The following is a 21,237-nucleotide window of genomic DNA, read 5'->3' on the forward strand; positions in this document are numbered from 1 at the left end:
CCCCTGCAGGCTGATAGACTCGGTCGCCTGCGGAGGAGACGGCGATGCCGATCAATCTCGACGAGTTGAAGAATGCCACCAACCTGCGCGGCCGCCGCCCGCGCAACGGCGCCACGTTCGTCGCGCCGATCGACGGCAGGGCGCATGTATCGGGCGAGCGCACCGTGCCGTTGCTGCAGCAGACCATCCCGGCACTGCTTTCCGATACCGTCAGCAAATACGGCACGCTCGATGCCGCCGTCTTTGTCGACCAGGACAAGCGCTTCACCTGGAGCGAACTTTCAGACACGGTGGACGCGCTGGCCGCAGGCTTCCTGGCCCTTGGCCTGGCAAAAGGCGACCGCGTCGGCATCTGGTCGCCCAACCGCTGGGAATGGCTGGTGACGCAGTTCGCCACCGCGCGCATCGGGCTGATCCTGGTCAACATCAACCCGGCCTACCGGCTGACCGAGCTGGACTATGCGCTGAACAAGGTTGGCTGCCGAGCGCTGGTCACGGCCGTCAAATTCAAGAGCTCCGACTATCTCGGCATGATCGAGACGCTGGCGCCGGAGATCGCGACGGCGACACCGGGCGAGCTCAACGCGAAGAAATTGCCGGCGCTAAAAATCGTCATCCGCATGGGCGAGGAGAACTCGCCGGGCATGTTCAATTTCGCCGACGTGCTGGCGATGGCCGGGCGCGACGAGCATGACAGCCTCGACCGGATCTCCGAGGGGCTGAAGCCCGGTGACGCCATCAACATCCAGTTCACGTCAGGCACGACAGGTGCGCCAAAGGGCGCGACGTTGACCCACAACAACATCGTCAACAACGGCAATTTTGTCACCTCGGCGATCAGGCTCACCGTCGAGGACCGGCTGTGCATCCCGGTGCCGCTCTATCACTGCTTCGGCATGTCGATGGGCACGATCGGCTGCGTCACCAAGGGCGCTACCATGGTCTTCCCTGGCGAGGGCTTTGATGCCGGCGCCACGCTGAAGGCGGTGGCGGGCGAGCGCTGCACCGGCCTCTACGGCGTGCCGACCATGTTCGTCGGCATGCTCGACCATCCGGATTTCGACACCTTCGATCTCACCAGCCTGCGCACCGGCATCATGGCCGGCTCGCCGTGCCCGATCGAGGTGATGAAGAAGGTGGTGTCGCTGATGCACATGGCGGAGGTGACAATCGCCTATGGCATGACCGAGACCAGCCCCGTGTCGTTCCAGAGCAGCGTCGACGATCCGTTGGAAAAGCGCGTCTCGACGGTCGGGCGCGTCCACCCCCATGTCGAGGTCAAAGCGATCGATGCCGACGGCGCCACCGTTGCGGTCGGCGCGCCGGGCGAACTCTGCGCGCGCGGCTATTCGGTGATGAAGGGCTATTGGGACGACGAGGAAAAAACCCGCGAGGCGATCGACGCCGACGGCTGGATGCACACCGGCGACCTCGCCACGATCGATGCCGAGGGCTATTGCAACATTGTCGGCCGGGTCAAGGATATGGTCATACGCGGCGGCGAGAACGTCTATCCGCGCGAGGTCGAGGAGTTTCTCTACCGCCACCCCAAGGTCAGGGAAGTGCAGGTTTTCGGCATTCCCGACCCGAAATACGGCGAGGAGCTTTGTGCGTGGATCGTGCTCAAGCCGGGCCAGATCGCCACCGAGCAGGAGATCAAGGGCTTTTGCGCCGGCCAGATCGCCCATTACAAGATCCCGCGCCACATCCGCTTCCGCACCGAATTGCCGATGACGGTGACCGGTAAGCCGCAGAAGTTTCTCATGCGCGAGGCGATGGTTGACGAACTGGGGCTGGTGACGCCGAGGACCGCCTGAAGCGGGATGTCCGCGTCGCGCCACGCGGCCGTTACGCTCCCACGATTCCAAGGCGGGATTCGGTCACCGCGATCTGGCCAAATCAGCAATAGAATTGCCGTCAGAATGGAGTGTCCAAAAATGAAGGTCTTGTTCATTTCGAGTATGGCCATCATTGCGCCGGATCCAGCCGAGAGCCGCAAGCTCTTCATTGACGTGCTGGGCTTGCCGCTCAAGCGCCACGAGGGCGATGAGTACTACTTCAGCGAGAGCATCGGCGGCAGTAAGCATTTTGGCGTATGGCCGCTCTCGCAGGCTGCCGAAGCGTGCTTTGGCACACGCGAGTGGCCGGCGGATCGGCCGATACCGCAAGCCTGTATCGAGTTCGAAGTCGAAACCCCAGACAGCGTTGCTGCCGCCGCACAGGAGCTTCAGGAAAAAGGGTATGACCTGCTCCATGGTGCACGCACCGAGCCCTGGGGCCAGACCGTCGCCCGAGTCCTGACGATTGAAGGAGCGATCGTCGGCATGTCCTATGCACCCTGGATGCATGAGGTTTAAACTGCGCCTGCAGGCCCCCAACGACCCGATGCAATGAAGAGTTGAGCAACATGTTGCCCAGAAACTCCGTTCTCATATGAGCACCCTCGATGCGCGAGGCGATGGTTGACGAACTGGGGCTGGTGACGCCGAAGACCGCCTGAGCGGGCAACGGGCTCCCGTACGCGTTTCAAGAACAGAGGCGTTGTCTCAATGTCGGGCGACAATGACCCGGTCGAACGCGGCGTCCCCGCTGAGATCTGCGACGACGGACCCTGAGCCAGCACCAGTGACAGGCAGCGATAATGTCGTACTGCTACCCCGGAAGTGTAGGTGTGTACTCACGCCTCCTCTTTCGCGCGGCGCGCCACTCCTCGAATCGCTGCAGAATGACGAAGAAGGAAGGCACGAAGAGAATGGCGAGGCAGGTCGAGGCGATCATGCCGGAAAAGACCGTGATGCCGATCGACTTGCGCGCGCTGGCCCCGGCGCCTGTCGCCACCACCAGCGGCGCGACACCAAGGATAAACGCGAAGGACGTCATCAGGATGGGCCGGAAGCGCGCTCGTGCTGCCTCGATCGCCGCTTCGACGATCGGTCTGCCGGCGGCGCGCAACTCGCGAGCGACCTCGACTATCAGGATGGCGTTCTTGGCCGAAAGCGCAATCAGCAGGATCAGGCCGATCTGCACGTAGAGATTGTTGTCGACGCCTACGATGGTGAGGACCAGGACCGGACCCACCAGCGACAGCGGCGCGGCGAGCAAGACAGAGATCGGCGCCAGCCAGCTCTCGTACTGGCCTGCCAGCACCAGATAGACCAGCAGCAGCGCCAGGCCGAACACCAGATAGATCTGGTTACCGACGAGCTTCTCCTGGAAGGACAACGCCGTCCACTCAAAGCCGGCGCCGGGCGGCAGAGTGTCGGCCGCGACCTCCTCCATCAGCTTGATCGCGTCGCCCGACGAGAAACCTTGCGCCTGCACGCCAATGATCGATGCCGAGGGATAAAGGTTGTAGAGACTGATCAGCGACGGGCCGACGCTTGGTGTGACCGTCAGCAGCGTTCCGAGCGGAATCATGTCGCCGTTCTGGTTGCGCACAGTCAGACGGCCGATATTCTCCGGCGTCAGGCGGAATTGTGAATCGCCCTGCACGTAAATCTGGAACACCCGCCCGAACTTGTTGAACTGACTGACATAGGTCGAGCCGAGATAGCCGGCCAGCGTCTGGAAGACCTGGTCCGTGGTCAGCCCAAGGGTTTGCACCTTCTCGCGATCGAGTTCGACCGCGTATTGCGGGACGTTGGCCCGGAACGGTGCCGACACGCGCTGTATGCCCGACTGCGTCCCCGCGGTCCTGGTCACCGCCTCGACCACGCCTTGCAGCTTGGGGAGGTCAAAACTGCTGTCACGCAGTTCGACCTGCATGGTGAACCCGGCCGCGTTGCCGATGCCCTGGATCGGCGGCGGCGGCAGCACCAGCACACGTCCGTCATCCATGTCGGACAGACCTTTGTTGAGCGTCGCATATAGCGACGCAAGATCCTCGCTCTTGCCGCGCAGCTTCCAGTCCTTGAGGATGATGTAGGCAACGCCGGCGTTCGCCAGCGTCGAGTTATTGTCGAGTGCCGAGATGCCGGCGATGGTCACGACCTGATCGACGCCAGGCGTGGCCTTGGCGATCTTCGAAACCTGTTGCAGCGTCTCCTGCGTACGGCCCAGTGCCGCGCCATCGGGCAGCTGAACCGCGGCGAGCAGGTAACCCTGATCCTCGATTGGAATGAAGCCGGTGGCCACGCGCGATATGCCATAGCCCGCCGCACCGATGATCAGCAGCGCAATGACGCCCATCACCGCACTGTGACGCACCATGGAGCCGATCAGGCCGGCATAACGGTTCTCCATGCGCTGGTAGATCGTGTTGAAGCCGCGGAAGAAGACATTGCGCTGGTCCGGCGGCACCGGACGCCTCAGCCAGGTCGCGCACTGCGTCGGCTTGAGCGTGGCCGCGTTGATGGCGCTGATTATGGCAGTTGCCGCAATCACAAGTGCGAATTGCGCGTACATTTGCCCCGTGAGCCCGGGCAGGAACGCAGCCGGGAGGAACACCGCCATCAGCACCAAGGTGATGCCGATGATCGGTCCGAACAGCGCGTTCATGGCGGCAATCGCCGCGTCGTGGCCCGACATGCCGCGCTCCATATTGTGAGCGGCTCCCTCGACCACGACGATGGCGTCGTCGACGACGATGCCGATGGCAAGCACGATGGCGAACAGGGTCGACAGATTCACCGAAAAGCCGAGCGCCGCCATCGCCGCGAACGCCCCGATGATCGTCACCGGAACGGTCGTTGCCGGCACCAGCATCGCCCGCCAGTCCTGCAGGAAAAGCAGGATGACGATGAGCACCAGGACGGCGGCTTCGATCAGCGTCTTGTAGACCTCGTGGATCGCCTGGCTGACGAAAATCGTGGTGTTGAAGGGGATCGAGTACGCCAGGTCTTGCGGGAACTCGCGCGACAGCTCCTTCATCCTTGTCTCGACCTTGCCGGCCACATCGAGCGCGTTGGCGCCCGGCGACAGGAAAACAGCCAGACCCGCCGCTTCCTGGCCATCGAGATTGAAGAGCTGCCCATAGGTCTGGGCGCCGAGCTCGACCCGGCCGACGTCGCGCACGCGCGTCATGTCGCCATTGGCGCCAGTCTTGACGATCACGGCGCCGAACTGATCGGGATCGTCAAGGCGGCTGGACACCTCGATCGTGTACTGGAAGGACTGGCTCCCGGGCGTCGGGGGCGCGCCAATCTGGCCTGCGGTGACCTGTTCGCTCTGCTGCCCCAGCGCCTGGACGACGTCCTGCGTGGTAAGGCCGCGCGCCTGCATCTTCTCGGGATCGAGCCAAACGCGCATGGAATACTGACCGGCGCCAAAGACATTGACATTGCCGACTCCGGGTAGCCTGGAGAGCTCATCCTTCAGCCGGATGGTGGCGTAGTTGGCGAGATAAAGGCTGTCATATTCTCCGTTCGGCGAAGTCAGCGTGACGATTTCGAGGATCGAGGTCGACTTCTTCTGAACGGTGACACCTTGCACCTGCACCGCTTGCGGCAGCGCCGCTAGGGCGGCGGACACACGGTTCTGCACACGCACTTGCGCCTGGTCGAGATCGGTGCCGATCGCGAACGTGACGGTCAGGTTATAGGTGCCATCCGATGCAGCAAATGACTGCATGTAGATCATGCCCTCGACTCCGTTAACCTGCTGCTCGATCGGCAACGCCACCGTGTCGATCACCGCACGCGCGCTCGCTCCCGGATAGCGCGTGGTCACCGAAACGGTAGGCGGCACCACGTCGGGATACTGCGCCACCGGCAGGGCAAAGAGCGAGATGACGCCTATGATGACCATGAGGATGGCGATTACGTTCGCCAGGACCGGCCGCTCGATGAAGAATTTGGAGATCATTGCGCGGCGCCGTCCGTGACGACTGCTTCCAGCTTCGTTTCTTGCGGCTCGATCTTCTGGCCGGGTACGGCCGTCAGCAGGCCGGAGACAAGGACATGGTCGTCCGCCGCGATACCCTTGGTGATCACTCGCAACGCGCCGACGAGTTGGCCGATCTCAACCGGACGCTGTTCGACGACGTCGTCCTTTCCGGCGACGAGCACGTAGCGACCCTTCTGGTCGCTACCGATCGCCCGGTCGGGAACGAGCAGCATGTTCGGCTCTACGCCCAACGGCACGCGCACACGCACGAAATAGCCAGGCAGCAGTTCCCGGCCTTCATTGGGGAGCACTGCGCGGACCGCTAGCGTGCCGGTGGCAGCGGTAACCTCTGGCGCGGCGTAGTCCAGCGTTCCCGCGTGGGGATAACCCGTCTCGGTCTGCAAGCCGACCTCGACCGGTATTTTCTTGAGATCCTGCGCGGTCGTTCCACGCTTCGCCATGGCGGCGCGAATGCGCAGCACATCCTGCTCCGAGATGTTGAAATTGACGTAGATGGGGGCGGTCTGAACGATGGTCGCCAGCGTGGTGACGCTGCCGGCGCCGACGAGCTGCCCCGTCGACACCTGGCGTAAGGTGACGATGCCCGCGAACGGCGCTTTGACCTCCGTATAGCTCAGATTGAGTTGAGCCTGTTTGACGTCGACCGCGCTCTGCTTCTGCTTGGCGATGTCGACGTCTGCTGCCGCGGCCGCCTGGTCGGCGGTCGATTGCGAGATGATTTTCTGGGACAACAGCTCCTGCTGCCGCTTTAGGTCAGCACCGGACTGCTTGGCGGCGGCATCAGATGAACCCTGCCCGGCCTCGGCTTGCTCAAGCGCCAGCTGGTAGGAATCGGGCTCGATCAGGAACAGCCGGGCGCCGGCCTTGACCTCGTCGCCGTCCTTGTAATCGATTTCCTGGATGAAGCCCGAGACGCGCGCAACCAGGGGCGTCGTGTTCACCGCCGCGGCAATGCCGGTGGCCTCGAGATAAGGGGTCACGCTCTGCTTCATCGGGAGCGCCACGTCGACCTTGGGCGGAGGTGGCGGTACGTATGTGTTTTCCTCGCTACAAGCGGACAATAGTAGTGTAACGGCGAACAAGCCTGCCGCCTGCGCGATTCTACCCGATAGGAAAAGCATTTCCCCCCTCTATATACTTCCCGGTGTATATCGCATTGTATAAAAGTGAGCTAATCTACATGTTTGAGGGGAGTTTGTCATGCGGATTGCGTTGAGCGTGCTTTTCTTGGCAACTCAGATGGCAACCACCGTGGCGCTGGCGCAGACGGCGGCCGAGCGTGAGGCCTGCCAGGCAGATTACCAGAAGTTCTGCAAGGGCGTGTTGCCGGGCGGCGGCCACGTCATCAAATGCCTGGCCGATCACATGAGCGAGCTGACGCCCGAATGTCAAAAGGTCGTCAAGGCGAACACGCCTGGATAGCACCACTGTGCCTTGCCGAGCCGCAGGTGAACATGACGTGTCGGACTGGAGCGCCGGTGGGCGAGGTCTGCGGGCGCCGGATCGTGGCCCTGCCGTCTGGTTTGGAGTTGCAAAGCTGGTCCGCTTTGCGGATTTTCCCGAACATTCCCGACGCATTTCAGGAGCGGACCTTCGCTCATCGTCCGGAACCCGGCCCCAAGCGGACAGTGACGTTAAGGTAAGCTGCCCTTTGCGACGCCCGGGCGAGACAGACGCTTCCGGGGGTGGAGAAAAGCGGTTGGCTACCTATTTCGGAAGAGCGCGGATGGGGAAACAAGGCCGAAATCCTGGCCTTAAAGCGAAAGGAACCCGCAAATGGCAAAGAATACGATCTGCCTCTGGTACGATAAGGACGCCGAGGCTGCCGCCCGCTTCTACTCCGAGGTCTTTCCTGACAGCGTGGTGGGTGCTGTGCACCGTGCACCCAGTGACTACCCAGCCGGCAAAGAAGGCGACGTGTTGACGGTTGAATTCACAGTTGCGGGCCTTCCTTGTATCGGCCTCAACGGGGGTCCCGAGTTCAAGCACAACGAAGCCTTCTCGTTCCAGATCGCCACCGACGATCAGGAGGAGACCGACCGCTATTGGAATGCCATCGTCGGCAATGGCGGCCAGGAGAGCGTGTGCGGCTGGTGCAAAGACAAATGGGGGATTTCCTGGCAAATCACGCCGCGCGTGCTGACTGACGCGATGGCGGCTGGCGGCGACGAGGCAAAGCGCGCGTTTGATGCCATGATGACCATGGTGAAAATCGACGTCGCCGCGATCGAGGCGGCGCGGCGCGGTTGACGCTCCATCGCGTCCTGCGGCCAAATTGCTGCCAGAGCGTGTCAGCTCGCCACCCAGTGCGGCCGTCCGCCAGCTTGCGTTGCGGCGACGATCAGTCACCTACGATTGGGTAGCGCCAAATGCGGACCTCTGTATCCTTGGCGAGAGCGGTTATTCAGTGGCGCGATGCGTAACTGCTACTCGCCCATTGCTTGGGAAAGTACCGGCACCTGTCCTTAAGGGAGAACCGCACTAGTTGTAGGCGATGGGACGTGCGCTGCAATTTTTGCTGGGCCGTCTTTGAGTACTATTGTCGGACGTGGGCTTGAAAAGCCGACACCTTCGGGAGGAACCGATGACCAAAGCAAGGATCCAGAATATGAGGTCGCGCCGCAAGTTCCTTGGCGAGGCGGCCGTTGCAGCTGCGGCGATCGTTGCCGCGCCAAGCGTCGTCAAGGCGCAGGGGCCGGTCAACATGCGCTGGCAGAGCACATGGCCCTCCAAGGATATCTTTCACGAATTCGCGCTCGATTTCGCCAAGAAGGTCAATGACATGACCGGCGGCGACCTGAAGATCGAGGTGCTGCCGGCGGGCGCCGTGGTGCCGGCCTTCGGCCTGCTTGACGCGGTGTCGCAAGGAACGCTCGACGGCGGCCACGGCGTGGTCGTCTATCACTACGGCAAACAGTCGGCGCTGGCGCTGTGGGGTTCCGGTCCGGGCTTCGCCATGGATGCCAACATGCTGCTCGCCTGGCACAAATATGGCGGCGGCAAGGAACTGCTCGCAAAGCTCTATGAATCCATTGGCGCCAATGTCGTTTCGTTCCTCTACGGGCCGATGCCGACGCAGCCGCTCGGCTGGTTCAAGAAGCCGGTGGCGAAGGCCGAGGATCTCCAGGGCCTGAAATTCCGTACCGTCGGCATTTCCATTGACGTGTTCACCGGACTCGGTGCTGCGGTCAACGCGCTGCCGGGCGGCGAAATCGTCGCGGCATTGGATCGCGGCCTGCTCGATGCGGCCGAGTTCAACAACGCCTCGTCCGATCGGGTCCTCGGCTTCCCGGACGTCTCCAAGATCTGCATGCTGCAAAGCTATCACCAGAATGCCGAGCAGTTCGAGATCTTGTTCAACAGGGCGAAATACGACGCCATGCCTGACCAGATGAAGGCCATCATCACCAATGCGGTCGAGGCGGCCTCGCAGGACATGCACTGGAAGGCGATCGACCGCTATTCGAAAGACTATCTGGAGATGCAGACGACCGACAAGGTCAAATTCTACAAGACACCGGAAGCGATCCTCAAGCAACAGCTGGAGGTCTACGACGAGGTCGTGAAGAAGAAGGCGGCTGAAAACCCGGCTTTCAAGGAAATCATCCTCTCCCAGATCGCCTTTGCCGAGCGGGCAACGCGGTGGGAGCAGGACACCGTCGTCGGCCGGCGGCTGGCGTTCGATCACTACTTCGGACAGGGCGGCGTGGCGAAGGAGTTCTGACCCGAAAGTTCGGGCATCACCGGGCAGCGGCCCGGTGATGCTTCTGACCAAGGTACCCGTCATCCGGGGGCGCTCATGAACGTCCAGCATTTCCTGGATACAGTCGATGCAATCAGCACGTGGGTCGGCAAGGCCGCGGCGTGGCTTATCATCGGGCTGATGACGCTGGTCTGCGTCGAGGTCTTCAAGCGCTACATCCTGAACATGCCCACGGCGTGGATATTCGACGCCAGCAACATGTTCTACGGCTCGCTGTTCATGCTCGCCGGAGCCTATGCGCTGGCGCAGAATGCACATGTGCGCGGCGATTTTCTATACAGCTCGATGCGGCCCCGGACTCAAGCCGCGCTCGATCTTTTGTTGTACGTGGTTTTCTTCCTGCCGGGGATCGCGGCGCTCGTCTATGCAGGCTACGACTATGCCGCGATTTCATGGCGGATCGGGGAGCATTCGACCGTGACAGCGGAGGGTCCGCCGATCTACCATTTCAAGTCGGTCATTCCGCTGGCCGGCGCCCTGGTGATGCTCCAGGGCGTGGCCGAGATCGTGCGCTGCATCGTCTGTCTCAGGGCCGGGCAATGGCCCAGCCGGCGCAAGGACGTTGCGGAGATCGACGTCGTGGAGGAACAGCTCGCGCTCAGCGAATTTGTGGATGAAGAGACGCGCAAGACCGCGATCGAGCGCGCACAAAAGATAGACGAGCAAGCGCGCCAGCGCGGAATGGGTGGAGACCTGCAGAGTTGAGCGATCCAGCCCTCGGACTCACGATGCTTATGCTCATCGTGGTCGTCATAGTCATGGGTTTCCCGACAGCCTTCACGCTGATGGGCCTTGGCATGTTTTTCGGGTTCTACGCGTTCTACAACCCGGCGGAGCACTGGATCGACAACCGCGTCTTCGATCTGATGGTCCAGCGCACCTATGGGGCAATGACCAATGACGTTCTGATCTCCATCCCGCTTTTCGTGCTCATGGGATATGTGATGGAACGCGGGGCGCTGGTCGACAAGATGTTCTACAGCATCCAGCTTTCGTTCCGACGAGTACCGGCGTCGCTGGCCATCGCTACGCTCATTGTCTGCACCTTCTGGGGCATCGCCAGTGGCCTCGTCGGCGCCGTTGTGGTTTTGATGGGGGTGATTGCCTTCAATCCGATGCTGCGCGCCGGATACGATGTGAAGCTCGCTTCCGGCGTGATCACCGCGGGCGGCACGCTGGGCATCCTGATCCCGCCGTCAGTCATGATCATCGTCTATGCGGCAGTTGCAGGCCAGTCCGTCGTGAAGCTCTATGCTGCGGCGATGTTCCCCGGTTTTTTCCTCGCCTTCCTCTATCTCGTCTACATTCTTGGCTGGGCGACAATCAGTCCGAAGATCGCCCCGCCTTTGCCGGAGAATCAAACAAAGGTTCCCGTGCCTGCGTGGATGCGAAGCCTTCAGACAGTTTACTCGCGCAACATGCTTGTTGGACTTCTTTGCGCATTGTTCTCGCCGTCCAGGGCGATGGCGCTCGAGACGGAGAACGGACGCCTCACATATTGGGTGCTGTTCAAGAATTTCTGCGCTGCGCTGGTACCCCTCGCCTTGACAGCACTCACCCTCCTGCTGGTGTGGTGGTATGTCGTCATCCATCCGCAGGCATCGGCCGACGTCGAAGCTCCAGAGGGATTGGAGCAGCTCGGCGCTCCGGCAGTGGAGGAACTCGGCGCACCCGCAGTGGACGCAGGGCCGGCAACCAGCTTCTACGCCACCTTCGGCATCATCGCAGCACTCGCTGCAGTGGTGCTCGTCCGTTACTACCGGAACATGACTGCCGAACGGCTCGAGGTCGTAAAGCTCCTGGTCTCGTCGGTCATGCCGCTGGCCATACTTACTGTCGTCGTGCTCGGCGTCATCCTATTCGGAATCACGACGGCGACCGAGTCCGCGGCAGTCGGCGCCGCTGGTGCCTTTCTGCTGGCGTTACAGGCGCGAACGCTCGACTGGAAGCGCATCAAGGAAGCAGTGTTCCTGACGGCCAAGACCACAGCCATGGTTTGCTGGCTCTTTGTCGGCTCGGCGCTGTTCTCCGCCGTTTTTGCGATCCTCGGCGGCCAGGCACTTCTCGAGCAATGGGTGCTTGCGCTCGACCTGACGCCCGTGCAGTTCATGATCCTGTCGCAGGCGATCATCTTCATTCTCGGCTGGCCGCTCGAATGGACCGAGATCATCATCATCTTCGTGCCGATCTTCCTACCGATGCTGAGCCACTTCGACATCGATCCGGTTCTCTGGGGCGTTCTCGTTTTCATCAATCTGCAGGCGGCGTTCCTGTCACCTCCAGTGGCGATGTCGGCCTATTATCTCAAGGGCGTTTCGCCTCCGCATGTCACGCTCAACCAGATATTCGCCGGGATGATGCCCTACATGCTGATCGTCATCCTCTGCATGATCCTCATGTATATCTGGCCCGGCATGGCGCTCTGGCTTCCGAACTATCTTTACGGCGGCTGAGAAAGACTCTGTTCTCGGACGCTTTCGGCGGATCGCGTGTTTTCGGCCGCTTCGACCCACGGTATGTTCTATTGAAAGCAGGATCTCGGAGATACAGGCGATCGGAAGGTCTACTTTCGGGCGATAATCGACGCGAGCGAATGACGGCTTAGATCATGGGCTCGGCCGAGGACGAACGAGCTTCGGCAATAGGCTCATAGCAGAGTTTCCGTTGGATCGTACGACGCGCCTCACGCCGCCAGCACCGCCTCATCCAATCCCCTGGATGATCTTGGCCATCTCAACATACTCGTCGTGCCGGACCTTGTTGCGCCGCTACGGATTCGGTTCCTGGAACGGCACGATCTTCAGATCGCGCATGTTGGCAAAGGCTAAACCGCCGGTCCTTCGAGCCCGCTTCTCTCGTGCGATTCCCACAGGAACCAGCCGAGGACGGTACCGAAGAAGAATGTGTGGGCAACGAACTGCACGACCGGGCTTGCTTGCAGGAACCAGGGGAATGCGATCGGCGCGATCACATAGAAATTGACGAGCCACAAGGCGAGGCCAAAGATGCTGCCGAGACCAATGAAGGCTGCTCTCCCTCGCAGCATTGCGGCAATCTCCCCGAACACGATCCCATAGGCGATGGCCAGGATCAAATGCACGATCACGCCGGCGATGCTGGCCGTCAGGAGCGGGTAGCCGGGATCGAGAGCTTCCGGTCCAAGTGCGATGGCGCCGATCATGCGCAGGGGCATGAAGAACGCTTCCGCCCCCATCATGAACGCACTCGCCGTCATTTCGAACGCCGCAAAGACGATGCCTGCGACAATGCCCGCAACGGCCCCCTGCTGGAGTCCCCATCGGATGTCGCGCGGCGTCACTGGCGTATGGATGTAATCACGGTAAGCCATCATACTGCTCCCTGTTCTGGACGCAGACTTCTCCGCAAAATCAATGCCGTAGACGCGTCGACGGTTCCGGGCGTTCGGTACAATTCACGGTGATTTGATTGAAGTTGATGTTTCCCAGGCCGAGCGGACGGGGAATGATACGTCCCCGTAGCGTACACTGACTGCGCTCCCTAACTCTCTCCGCACCCGTTGCACGCTCCACCTGGAATGCCTGAGATCCCGAACGCCATCCTTCAGGAGGTGGGGCTGCTTTCGTCCCCTTGGCGTATTCCTGACTCTCAGTGCGATGATTTGAACATTTGCTTTGGGTCATAGCAGACTTTCCATTGGATGGTGCGACGCGCCTCACGCCGCCAGCACCGCCTCGTCCAGCCCACGAATAATCTTCGCCAGTTCCACACATTCGTCGTGCCGGGCCTTGTTGCGTCGCCAGGCGAGGCAGATCGTGCGCTGCGGCATCGGCTCCTGGAACGGCACGATCTTCAGGTCGCGCATGGCGCTGGCCGGTCCTGCGGCCATTTCCGGGATGAGCGTGACGCCGAGCCCGTGCGCCACCATCTGCAGCAGCGTCGTCAGGCTGGTCGCGCCATAGCTTGCCATTGCCACCGGCCGCACGCTGCCGCAGACGGCAAGCGCCTGTTCGCGCAGGCAATGGCCTTCCTCAAGCAGCATCAGCCTTTCCAATGCCGGGCTTTCCGGCGGAACCGGCGGCGAGGCGAAGGCGGGGTCGCCGGCCGGTACGGCAAGGAAGAACCGGTCGGAGAAAAGCGGCTCGGTGATCAGCCCAGGCTGATCGAGGGGAAGGGCCGCGATGAAGGCGTCGAGCTTTCCCAGGGCGGTGTCCTCGACCAGCGAGGCGGTCACCGCTTCGCGCAATTCGAGCTGCAAGGCCGGGAAATGACGTCTCAGCTCCGGCAGCACATGCGGCAGGAGGTAGGGCGCCACCGTCGGGATGATGCCGAGCCGGAAGCGCCCTTCCATGGCGGGGCGGCCACGCCGGGCCGTGGTCTCGATTTCGCGGATGTCGGCAAGAATACGCTCGATACGCGGCAGCATGGCCAGTGCCTCGTCGGTCATCCGCACCGATTTGCCGCCGCGCTCGAACAGCCGGCAGTTGAGCCGCAGCTCCATTTCCGCGATCTGCGACGACAGCGCCGGCTGGCTGACGCCGGCCAGCTTTGCCGCGCGGCCGAAATGCAGTGTCTGCGCCAGCGCCTCGAAATATTGCATTTGCCGGACGGTGAGACCAATCATAAGGAAAACCTATCGCAACAAACAGGAAAGGCAATTTGTTTTTATCGGCAATGCGGCCTAGTCTGGAACCGTTCCAGAATGGCGTGGCTCAGGGCCCGTCCGGAAAATCAACAAATCCCCGGAAAATCAACAAATCCCGGAAAAAGACAAATCGGAGAGAACGATGGACGCAAAGACCGATGACACCAGCGAGGGAAAATGCCCGGTCGTGCACACGACTATCGCCAGGGCCAACCGTGACTGGTGGCCGAACCAGCTGAATGTGCAGGTACTCCACCAGCAATCCGCACTGTCCGATCCAATGGGCGAGGCGTTCGACTACGCCAAGGAATTCAAGAGTGTCGACCTGAACGCCGTGATCAAGGACCTGCATGCGCTGATGACGGACTCGCAGGAGTGGTGGCCGGCCGATTTTGGCCATTACGGGCCGCTGTTCATCCGCATGGCCTGGCACAGCGCCGGCACCTATCGCATCGGCGACGGCCGTGGCGGTGCCGGAGCCGGCCAGCAGCGCTTCGCGCCGCTCAACAGCTGGCCGGACAACGTCAACCTCGACAAGGCCCGCCGGCTGCTGTGGCCGATCAAGCAGAAATATGGCCGCAAGATCTCCTGGGCCGACCTGATGATTCTCACCGGCAACGTCGCCCTGGAATCGATGGGCTTCAAGACCTTCGGTTTTGCCGGCGGGCGCGCCGATGTCTGGGAGCCCGAACAGGACATCTACTGGGGTCCGGAAGGCAAATGGCTGGCTGACGAGCGCTACAGCGGCGACCGCGATCTCCAGAACCCTCTCGCCGCCGTGCAGATGGGCCTGATCTACGTCAATCCGGAGGGGCCGAACGGCAATCCGGATCCGTTGGCCGCGGCGCGCGATATTCGCGAGACCTTCGCGCGCATGGCCATGAACGACGAAGAGACTGTCGCACTCATCGCCGGCGGCCACACCTTCGGCAAGACCCACGGCGCCGGCGATGCGGCGCTGGTGGGCCCGGAGCCGGAAGCCGCTGGCATCGAAGAGCAGGGCCTCGGCTGGGCGAGCACGTTTGGCACCGGCAAAGGCGGTGACGCGATCGGCAGCGGCCTGGAAGTGACCTGGACGACGACGCCGACCAGGTGGGGCAACAACTTCTTCGACAATTTGTTCGGCTTCGAATGGGAGCTGACCAAGAGCCCGGCCGGGGCGCACCAGTGGACGCCGAAGGGCGGCGCCGGCGCCGGCACCGTGCCGGATGCGCACGACGCGGCCAAGCGTCACGCGCCATCGATGCTGACCACCGACCTCGCTTTGCGGTTCGATCCTGCCTACGAAAAGATCTCGCGGCGCTTCCATCAGAATCCGGACCAGTTCGCCGATGCCTTCGCCCGCGCGTGGTACAAGCTGACCCACCGCGATATGGGCCCGATCGTGCGCTATCTCGGCCCGCTTGTTCCCAAGGAAGAGCTGCCGTGGCAGGATCCCACTCCGGCAGTCGACCATGTGCTGGTCGATGAGCTGGACGTGGCCGCCCTGAAGGCGAAGATCCTCGCCTCCGGCCTTTCGGTGCCGCAACTGGTGTCGACCGCCTGGGCGTCCGCCTCGACGTTCCGTGGCTCCGACAAGCGCGGTGGCGCCAACGGCGCGCGCATTCGCCTGGCGCCGCAGAAGGATTGGGTCGTCAACCAGCCGGCTCAGCTGGCCAAGGTCCTGGAGAAACTCGAAGCGATCCAGAAGGAGTTCAATACTTCGCAGTCCGGCGACAAGAAAGTCTCGCTTGCCGACCTGATCGTCATTGGCGGCGGCGCCGCAATCGAAAAGGCCGCGAAGGACGCCGGCAACGACGTGAAGGTTCCGTTCACGCCGGGTCGCATGGATGCCTCGCAGGAGCAGACCGACGTCGACTCTTTCGCCCCGCTCGAACCGACCGCCGACGCTTTCCGCAACTATCTGCGCGGCCCGCAGCGTTTGTCGCCCGAGGAGGCGCTGGTCGATCGGGCGCAATTGCTGACGCTGACGGCGCCGGAGATGACGGTCCTCGTCGGCGGCCTGCGTGTGCTCGGCGCAAATACCGACCAGTCAACGCACGGCGTCTTCACCAAACGGCCCGAGACGCTGACGAATGACTTCTTCGTCAACCTGCTCGACATGGGCACGGTGTGGAAGTCGAGATCGGACGCCAAGGACGTGTTCGAAGGACGCGACCGGGCAACAGGCGAGCTCAAGTGGAGCGGCACCCGCGTCGACCTGATCTTCGGCTCGCACTCGCAGCTGCGCGCCCTAGCAGAAGTTTATGCGACCGCGGACGCCAAGGAGAAATTCGCCAACGACTTCGTGGCGGCGTGGAACAAGGTGATGAACGCCGATCGCTTCGAACTCGCCTGATCTAGGAGCATGATCCCGAAAAGTGGAATCCGGTTTTCGGAAAAGATCATGCTCAATAAAAAGACAGAGTCCCATCCCGATTCCATCGGGATGGGACTCTAGCGCCAAGGCGCTCTGGCAACAAAAAGGCGCGGGCTTGGCCCCGCGCCTTTTTGTATTGGGGTTTCCTTCAGCCGTCGGTCCTTCTCGAAAATGCGTGTCTTGGCAACCACGCGGCGCCCCCCTCTCCCCGTTGTTCACGGGGAGAGGGTAAGGGTGAGGGGCAGCGCAAACCTGAAGCGATTGCCCTCTGCCTCCAAGGCTCTCCCCGCTTGTGTGCGCCAGTCGCGCGCTTTAGAGCAGGGCCGGAATTAATTTGCTGAGTAACGGAAGACAAAGATGAGACTGGGCGGACGGCTGGCGGCGGCCATCGAAGTGCTGGAGGATATCGGCCGGCGGCACCGGCCGGTGGCCGATGCGCTGAAGGATTGGGGCCTGTCGCACCGCTTCGCCGGCGGCGGCGATCGGGCCGCAATCGGCAACATCGTCTATGACGGGCTGCGCCGGAAGCGCTCGGCCGGCTTTTTGCTGGGCGAAGATACGCCGCGCGCCGTCGCTTTCGGCGCGCTGCTGCTCGAATGGAACCAGACAGCCCAATCTCTGAATGAAGCGCTCGATGGCGACAAATTCGCGCCGCCGCTGCTCAACGACAATGAGTTGAAGGCGGTTGCCGGCCGCCGGCTTGACGATGCACCGCCAGCGGTGCGCGCCGACATTCCCGACTGGTGCGAACCGCTTTTCGAACGGGCCTTCGGCGCCAGCTGGGTCGAAGAAGGTGCGGCGCTGGCGACCCGCCCGCCGCTCGATCTCAGGGTCAACACGCTGCGGGCCGATCGCGGCAAGGTTCTTGCCGAACTGGCCGAGGCCGGCGCCAGGGCCGCACGGATCGCACCGCACGGCATCCGCATCCCGCCGATCGCGGGCGACGGCAGGCACCCGAACGTACAGGCGGAACCGGCCTTCCAGAAAGGCTGGTTCGAGGTTCAGGACGAAGGTTCGCAGCTCGCCGCCATGCTGGCTGGCGCCGAGGCCGGAATGCAGGTCCTCGACTTTTGCGCCGGAGCCGGCGGCAAGACGCTGGCACTGTCGGCGGCGATGGACAATCGCGGCCAGGTGTTTGCCCATGATGCCGAAAAGGCGCGGCTGGCGCCGATCTTCGACCGCATCCGCCGCTCGGAAAACCGCAACGTGCAAATCGTCACCAAGCCGGCGGAACTCAGCACCCTCTCGGGCCACATGGACATCGTCCTGGTCGATGCGCCCTGCACCGGCAGCGGCACCTGGCGGCGCCGGCCCGATGCCAAATGGCGGCTGACGCAGAAGCAGCTCGATGCGCGCAAGGGCGAGCAATCGGCGATCCTCGACGCGGCCAAAGCCTTCGTCAAACCCGGCGGGCTGCTGGTCTACATCACCTGCTCGGTGTTCGACGAGGAGAATGGCGAGCAGGTCGCTGCCTTCCTGGATCGTAACAGCGGCTTTGCCCCGGTCGATCATCGCCAGCTCTGGGACAGCCGCTTTCCGGGCCACGAGACGGCCGCGCGTATCGGCGCAGCAGGCGGCATTTCGCTGTCGCCGGCGCTGAGCGGTACCGATGGGTTTTATGTCTGCGCACTGCGCAAGGGCGGCTGAACGTTGCCGGCGGGCCTATTGCTGCAGTGCAGCAATAGCGATTGCCTGCCGCTCATGCCTCTGCAATAAGCTCTTCTGACAGGAGCGTGACAAGCCATGGCAGCAGAGATCGTACCCGCCCCCAACTATGAGGATCGCGTCAGGACGTCCTTCGCACGCCAGAACGCCATGACCACCATCGGCGCCGAGCTGACGCTGGTGACGCCCGGCATCATCGAGATCGAGATGCCTTATTCGGCGGCGCTGACCCAGCAGCATGGCTTTCTTCATGCCGGCGTCATTTCGACGGCGCTGGACTCAGCCTGCGGATATGCGGCGTTCTCGCTGATGCCGGAAAGCTCCAGTGTGCTGACCATCGAGTTCAAGGTCAATCTGCTGGCGCCGGGTCGGGGCGAACGCTTCCTGTTCCGCGGCTCGGTGACCAAGCCTGGCCGCACCATCATCGTCGCCGACGGCCAGGCCTATGCCTTCGCCGTCGACGGCGAGGCCAAGCTGATCGCCACCATGACCGGAACGATGATGACGGTGGTCGGTCGCGATGGCATTGAAGGCTGATCCGATGCGCAAGGCCGTCAGAATTGCGGGCAGGGGCGTCCTCTTCGTGATGGCGGCGCAGGCCGAATACGGTCCGCATCTGCAGCGGCTGTTCACGCCTGTCATGACAGGGGTGGGGCCGGTCGAGGCGGGTGTCAGGCTGGGCGCGGAACTGTCATGGCTGAAGACTGAAAAGGCGCTGCCGGACCTCGTCGTCTCGCTCGGCTCGGCCGGCAGCCGGACACTGGAACAGACGGAAATCTACCAGGCCGTTTCGGTCGCCTACCGCGACATCGATGCCTCGCCTCTGGGCTTCGAGAAGGGTGCGACGCCGTTTCTCGACCTGCCGGTGACCGTGCCGCTGCCGTTCAGGATTCCAGGCATAAGAGAGGCGACGCTGTCGACCGGCGCAGCCATCATTTCCGGCAGCGCTTATGATGCGATTGCCGAGGACATGGTCGACATGGAGACCTTCGCCTGCCTGCGAGCCTGCCAACTGTTCGGCGTGCCGCTCGTCGGCCTGCGCGGCATTTCCGATGGCGCCGCCGATCTCAGGCATGTCGGCGACTGGAAGGAGTATCTCCACGTCATCGACGAGAAGCTGGCGGATGCGGTCATGCGGCTGGAACAGGCGATCGGGTCCGGCATCCTGGAATTTCGACCGTCGCATGAAAACGCGGAATCGGATTGAGACAGACACCCTTTCAACCCATTGCGCCGACTCGTTTCTTTCTCTAAACGCTCGCCATGAAGATAGCCAATCATCCCGACACCGTCCTGATTGTCGATTTCGGCAGCCAGTTCACGCAGCTCATCGCCAGGCGCATCCGCGAGGCCGGCGTGTTTTCCGAGATCGTGCCGTTCCAGTCGGCCGAAGCGGCGTTCAAGCGCATCAATCCGAGGGCGGTGATCCTCTCCGGCGGCCCGGCCTCGACCGGCGACATCGGCAGCCCGCGCGCGCCGCAGATCGTCTTCGACGCCGGTGTGCCGGTGCTCGGCATCTGCTATGGCCAGATGGCCATGTGCGTGCAGATGGGCGGCGTCGCCGAAAGCTCCGACCATCGCGAATTCGGCCGCGCCTTCGTCGAGATCCAGAAGGACAGCCCGCTGTTCGAGGGCCTGTGGGCGCCCGGCCAGCGCCACCAGGTGTGGATGAGCCATGGCGACCGCGTCATCTCCTTGCCAAAGGGATTTGAGGTGTTCGGAAAATCGGAAGGATCGCCGTTCGCCATCTTCGGCAGTGTCGAGCGCAAGATGTACGGCATCATGTTCCACCCCGAAGTGGTGCACACGCCGGACGGCGCCCGGCTGCTGCAAAACTTCGTCCATAAGATCGCCGGCATCGAGGGCGACTGGACGATGCGCGCCTACCGCGAGCACGCGGTCGAGACGATCCGCAAGCAGGTCGGCAAGGGCAAGGTCATCTGCGCGCTTTCGGGCGGCGTCGATTCCTCGGTCGCCGCGCTGCTGATCCACGAGGCGGTTGGCGACCAGCTCACCTGCGTCCTTGTCGACCACGGGCTGATGCGCAAGGACGAGGCATCAGGCGTGGTCGAGATGTTTCGCCAGCACTACAATCTGCCGCTCATCCTGGTCGACGCTTCTGACCGTTTTATCGGCGCGCTCGAGGGCGAAACGGACCCGGAAAAGAAGCGCAAGACCATCGGCCGGCTGTTCATCGAGGTGTTCGAGGAAGAGGCCGAGAAGCTCGGCGGCGCCGACTTCCTGGCGCAGGGCACGCTCTATCCCGACGTCATCGAAAGCGTCTCCTTCACCGGCGGCCCGTCGGTTACCATCAAGTCGCACCACAATGTCGGCGGCCTGCCCGAGCGCATGAACATGCAGCTGGTCGAGCCGCTGCGCGAACTGTTCAAGGACGAGGTCAGGGCGCTCGGCAAGGAGCTTGGCCTGCCCGACAGCTTCATCGGCCGGCATCCGTTTCCCGGCCCCGGTCTCGCCATCCGCTGCCCGGGCGGCATCACTCGCGAAAAGCTGGAGATCCTGCGCGAGGCCGATGCCATCTATCTCGACGAGATCCGCAAGGCCGGCCTCTACGACGCCATCTGGCAGGCCTTTGCCGTGCTGCTGCCAGTGCAGACCGTCGGCGTGATGGGCGACGGCCGCACCTATGAATTCGTCTGCGCGCTGCGCGCCGTCACCTCGGTCGACGGCATGACGGCGGATTTCTACCACTACGACATGGCGTTCCTGGGCGCCGCCGCCACCCGCATCATCAACGAAGTGCGCGGCATCAACCGCGTCGTCTACGACGTGACGAGCAAGCCGCCGGGCACAATCGAGTGGGAATAAAGGTGCACCATTAGCGAGCTTTCGGTAACTATCGATCAGAGTTGTATAAACCTCTGAAATAACTTTGTTTTCCTTACTCCATCTATCGCCATCTATCGCCTCGAAGCGGAATCATTTGGCGGTAAATTTGACGGCATGCGTTTCTGCGTTCTCTTT

General features: G+C 62.5%; 16 protein-coding genes. 12 read left to right on the plus strand and 4 right to left on the minus strand.

Going from position 1 to position 21,237, the window contains the following annotated elements; translation table 11 throughout:
- The first annotated feature begins 44 nt into the window (after positions 1 to 44).
- Together AC0L3L_RS21645 and AC0L3L_RS21650 are read left to right on the plus strand one after the other, a co-directional pair.
- A complete protein-coding gene (locus AC0L3L_RS21645; RefSeq protein ID WP_473639055.1) occupies positions 45 to 1,817 on the plus strand; it encodes an AMP-binding protein in 1,773 nt (590 codons plus the stop codon).
- A 120-nt stretch (positions 1,818 to 1,937) separates the two neighbouring features.
- Complete coding sequence (locus AC0L3L_RS21650) at positions 1,938 to 2,357, plus strand: VOC family protein (RefSeq protein ID WP_473487130.1); 420 nt, start codon at positions 1,938 to 1,940, stop codon at positions 2,355 to 2,357.
- A 295-nt stretch (positions 2,358 to 2,652) separates the two neighbouring features.
- Here AC0L3L_RS21650 and AC0L3L_RS21655 read toward each other — a convergent pair whose 3' ends face one another.
- On the minus strand, positions 2,653 to 5,802 hold the full coding sequence (locus AC0L3L_RS21655; protein ID WP_473639056.1) for an efflux RND transporter permease subunit: 3,150 nt from the start codon (positions 5,800 to 5,802) through the stop codon (positions 2,653 to 2,655).
- Positions 5,799 to 6,965 carry an efflux RND transporter periplasmic adaptor subunit gene (locus AC0L3L_RS21660; RefSeq protein WP_473529803.1) on the minus strand — a complete coding sequence of 389 codons (1,167 nt, stop codon included), beginning with the start codon at positions 6,963 to 6,965 and terminating at the stop codon, positions 5,799 to 5,801. The genes AC0L3L_RS21655 and AC0L3L_RS21660 overlap by 4 nt, the downstream gene beginning before the upstream one ends.
- 118 nt (positions 6,966 to 7,083) lie before the next feature.
- On the opposite strand from AC0L3L_RS21660, the gene AC0L3L_RS21665 reads away from it, so the two are divergent.
- The 5 genes from AC0L3L_RS21665 (at position 7,084) to AC0L3L_RS21685 (ending at position 12,060) form a co-directional block, all read left to right on the plus strand.
- Complete coding sequence (locus AC0L3L_RS21665) at positions 7,084 to 7,266, plus strand: cysteine rich repeat-containing protein (protein WP_473639057.1); 183 nt, start codon at positions 7,084 to 7,086, stop codon at positions 7,264 to 7,266.
- Positions 7,267 to 7,620: 354 nt separating this feature from the next.
- Positions 7,621 to 8,094 carry a VOC family protein gene (locus AC0L3L_RS21670; RefSeq protein WP_473529801.1) on the plus strand — a complete coding sequence of 158 codons (474 nt, stop codon included), beginning with the start codon at positions 7,621 to 7,623 and terminating at the stop codon, positions 8,092 to 8,094.
- 334 nt (positions 8,095 to 8,428) lie between these two features.
- On the plus strand, positions 8,429 to 9,568 hold the full coding sequence (locus AC0L3L_RS21675; RefSeq protein WP_473639058.1) for a TRAP transporter substrate-binding protein: 1,140 nt from the start codon (positions 8,429 to 8,431) through the stop codon (positions 9,566 to 9,568).
- Between the two features lie 75 nt (positions 9,569 to 9,643).
- Positions 9,644 to 10,312, plus strand: a complete 669-nt coding sequence (locus tag AC0L3L_RS21680) for a TRAP transporter small permease subunit (RefSeq protein WP_473639059.1) — start codon at positions 9,644 to 9,646, stop codon at positions 10,310 to 10,312.
- Entirely contained in the window at positions 10,309 to 12,060 is a 1,752-nt protein-coding gene (locus tag AC0L3L_RS21685; RefSeq protein ID WP_473639060.1) for a TRAP transporter large permease, read from the plus strand. Before AC0L3L_RS21680 ends, AC0L3L_RS21685 begins: the two co-directional genes overlap by 4 nt.
- 371 nt (positions 12,061 to 12,431) lie before the next feature.
- Here AC0L3L_RS21685 and AC0L3L_RS21690 read toward each other — a convergent pair whose 3' ends face one another.
- Positions 12,432 to 12,956: a hypothetical protein gene (locus AC0L3L_RS21690; RefSeq protein ID WP_473639061.1), complete on the minus strand. Its 525-nt coding sequence runs from the start codon at positions 12,954 to 12,956 to the stop codon at positions 12,432 to 12,434.
- A gap of 345 nt (positions 12,957 to 13,301) precedes the next feature.
- Positions 13,302 to 14,210, minus strand: a complete 909-nt coding sequence (locus AC0L3L_RS21695) for a hydrogen peroxide-inducible genes activator (RefSeq protein WP_473639062.1) — start codon at positions 14,208 to 14,210, stop codon at positions 13,302 to 13,304.
- Between the two features lie 163 nt (positions 14,211 to 14,373).
- On the opposite strand from AC0L3L_RS21695, the gene katG reads away from it, so the two are divergent.
- The 5 genes from katG (at position 14,374) to guaA (ending at position 21,081) form a co-directional block, all read left to right on the plus strand.
- Complete coding sequence (gene katG / locus AC0L3L_RS21700) at positions 14,374 to 16,569, plus strand: catalase/peroxidase HPI (RefSeq protein WP_473639063.1); 2,196 nt, start codon at positions 14,374 to 14,376, stop codon at positions 16,567 to 16,569.
- A gap of 378 nt (positions 16,570 to 16,947) precedes the next feature.
- On the plus strand, positions 16,948 to 18,237 hold the full coding sequence (locus tag AC0L3L_RS21705; RefSeq protein WP_473639064.1) for an RsmB/NOP family class I SAM-dependent RNA methyltransferase: 1,290 nt from the start codon (positions 16,948 to 16,950) through the stop codon (positions 18,235 to 18,237).
- Positions 18,238 to 18,333: 96 nt separating this feature from the next.
- Positions 18,334 to 18,792 carry a PaaI family thioesterase gene (locus AC0L3L_RS21710; protein ID WP_095494954.1) on the plus strand — a complete coding sequence of 153 codons (459 nt, stop codon included), beginning with the start codon at positions 18,334 to 18,336 and terminating at the stop codon, positions 18,790 to 18,792.
- A 4-nt stretch (positions 18,793 to 18,796) separates the two neighbouring features.
- Positions 18,797 to 19,462: a 5'-methylthioadenosine/S-adenosylhomocysteine nucleosidase gene (locus AC0L3L_RS21715; protein WP_473639065.1), complete on the plus strand. Its 666-nt coding sequence runs from the start codon at positions 18,797 to 18,799 to the stop codon at positions 19,460 to 19,462.
- Positions 19,463 to 19,518: 56 nt separating this feature from the next.
- Positions 19,519 to 21,081, plus strand: coding sequence for a glutamine-hydrolyzing GMP synthase (gene guaA / locus AC0L3L_RS21720; RefSeq protein ID WP_473639066.1), 1,563 nt, complete (start codon positions 19,519 to 19,521; stop codon positions 21,079 to 21,081).
- Positions 21,082 to 21,237 lie beyond the last annotated feature (156 nt).

The sequence above is a fragment of the Mesorhizobium sp. WSM4849 genome, from assembly GCF_055811385.1.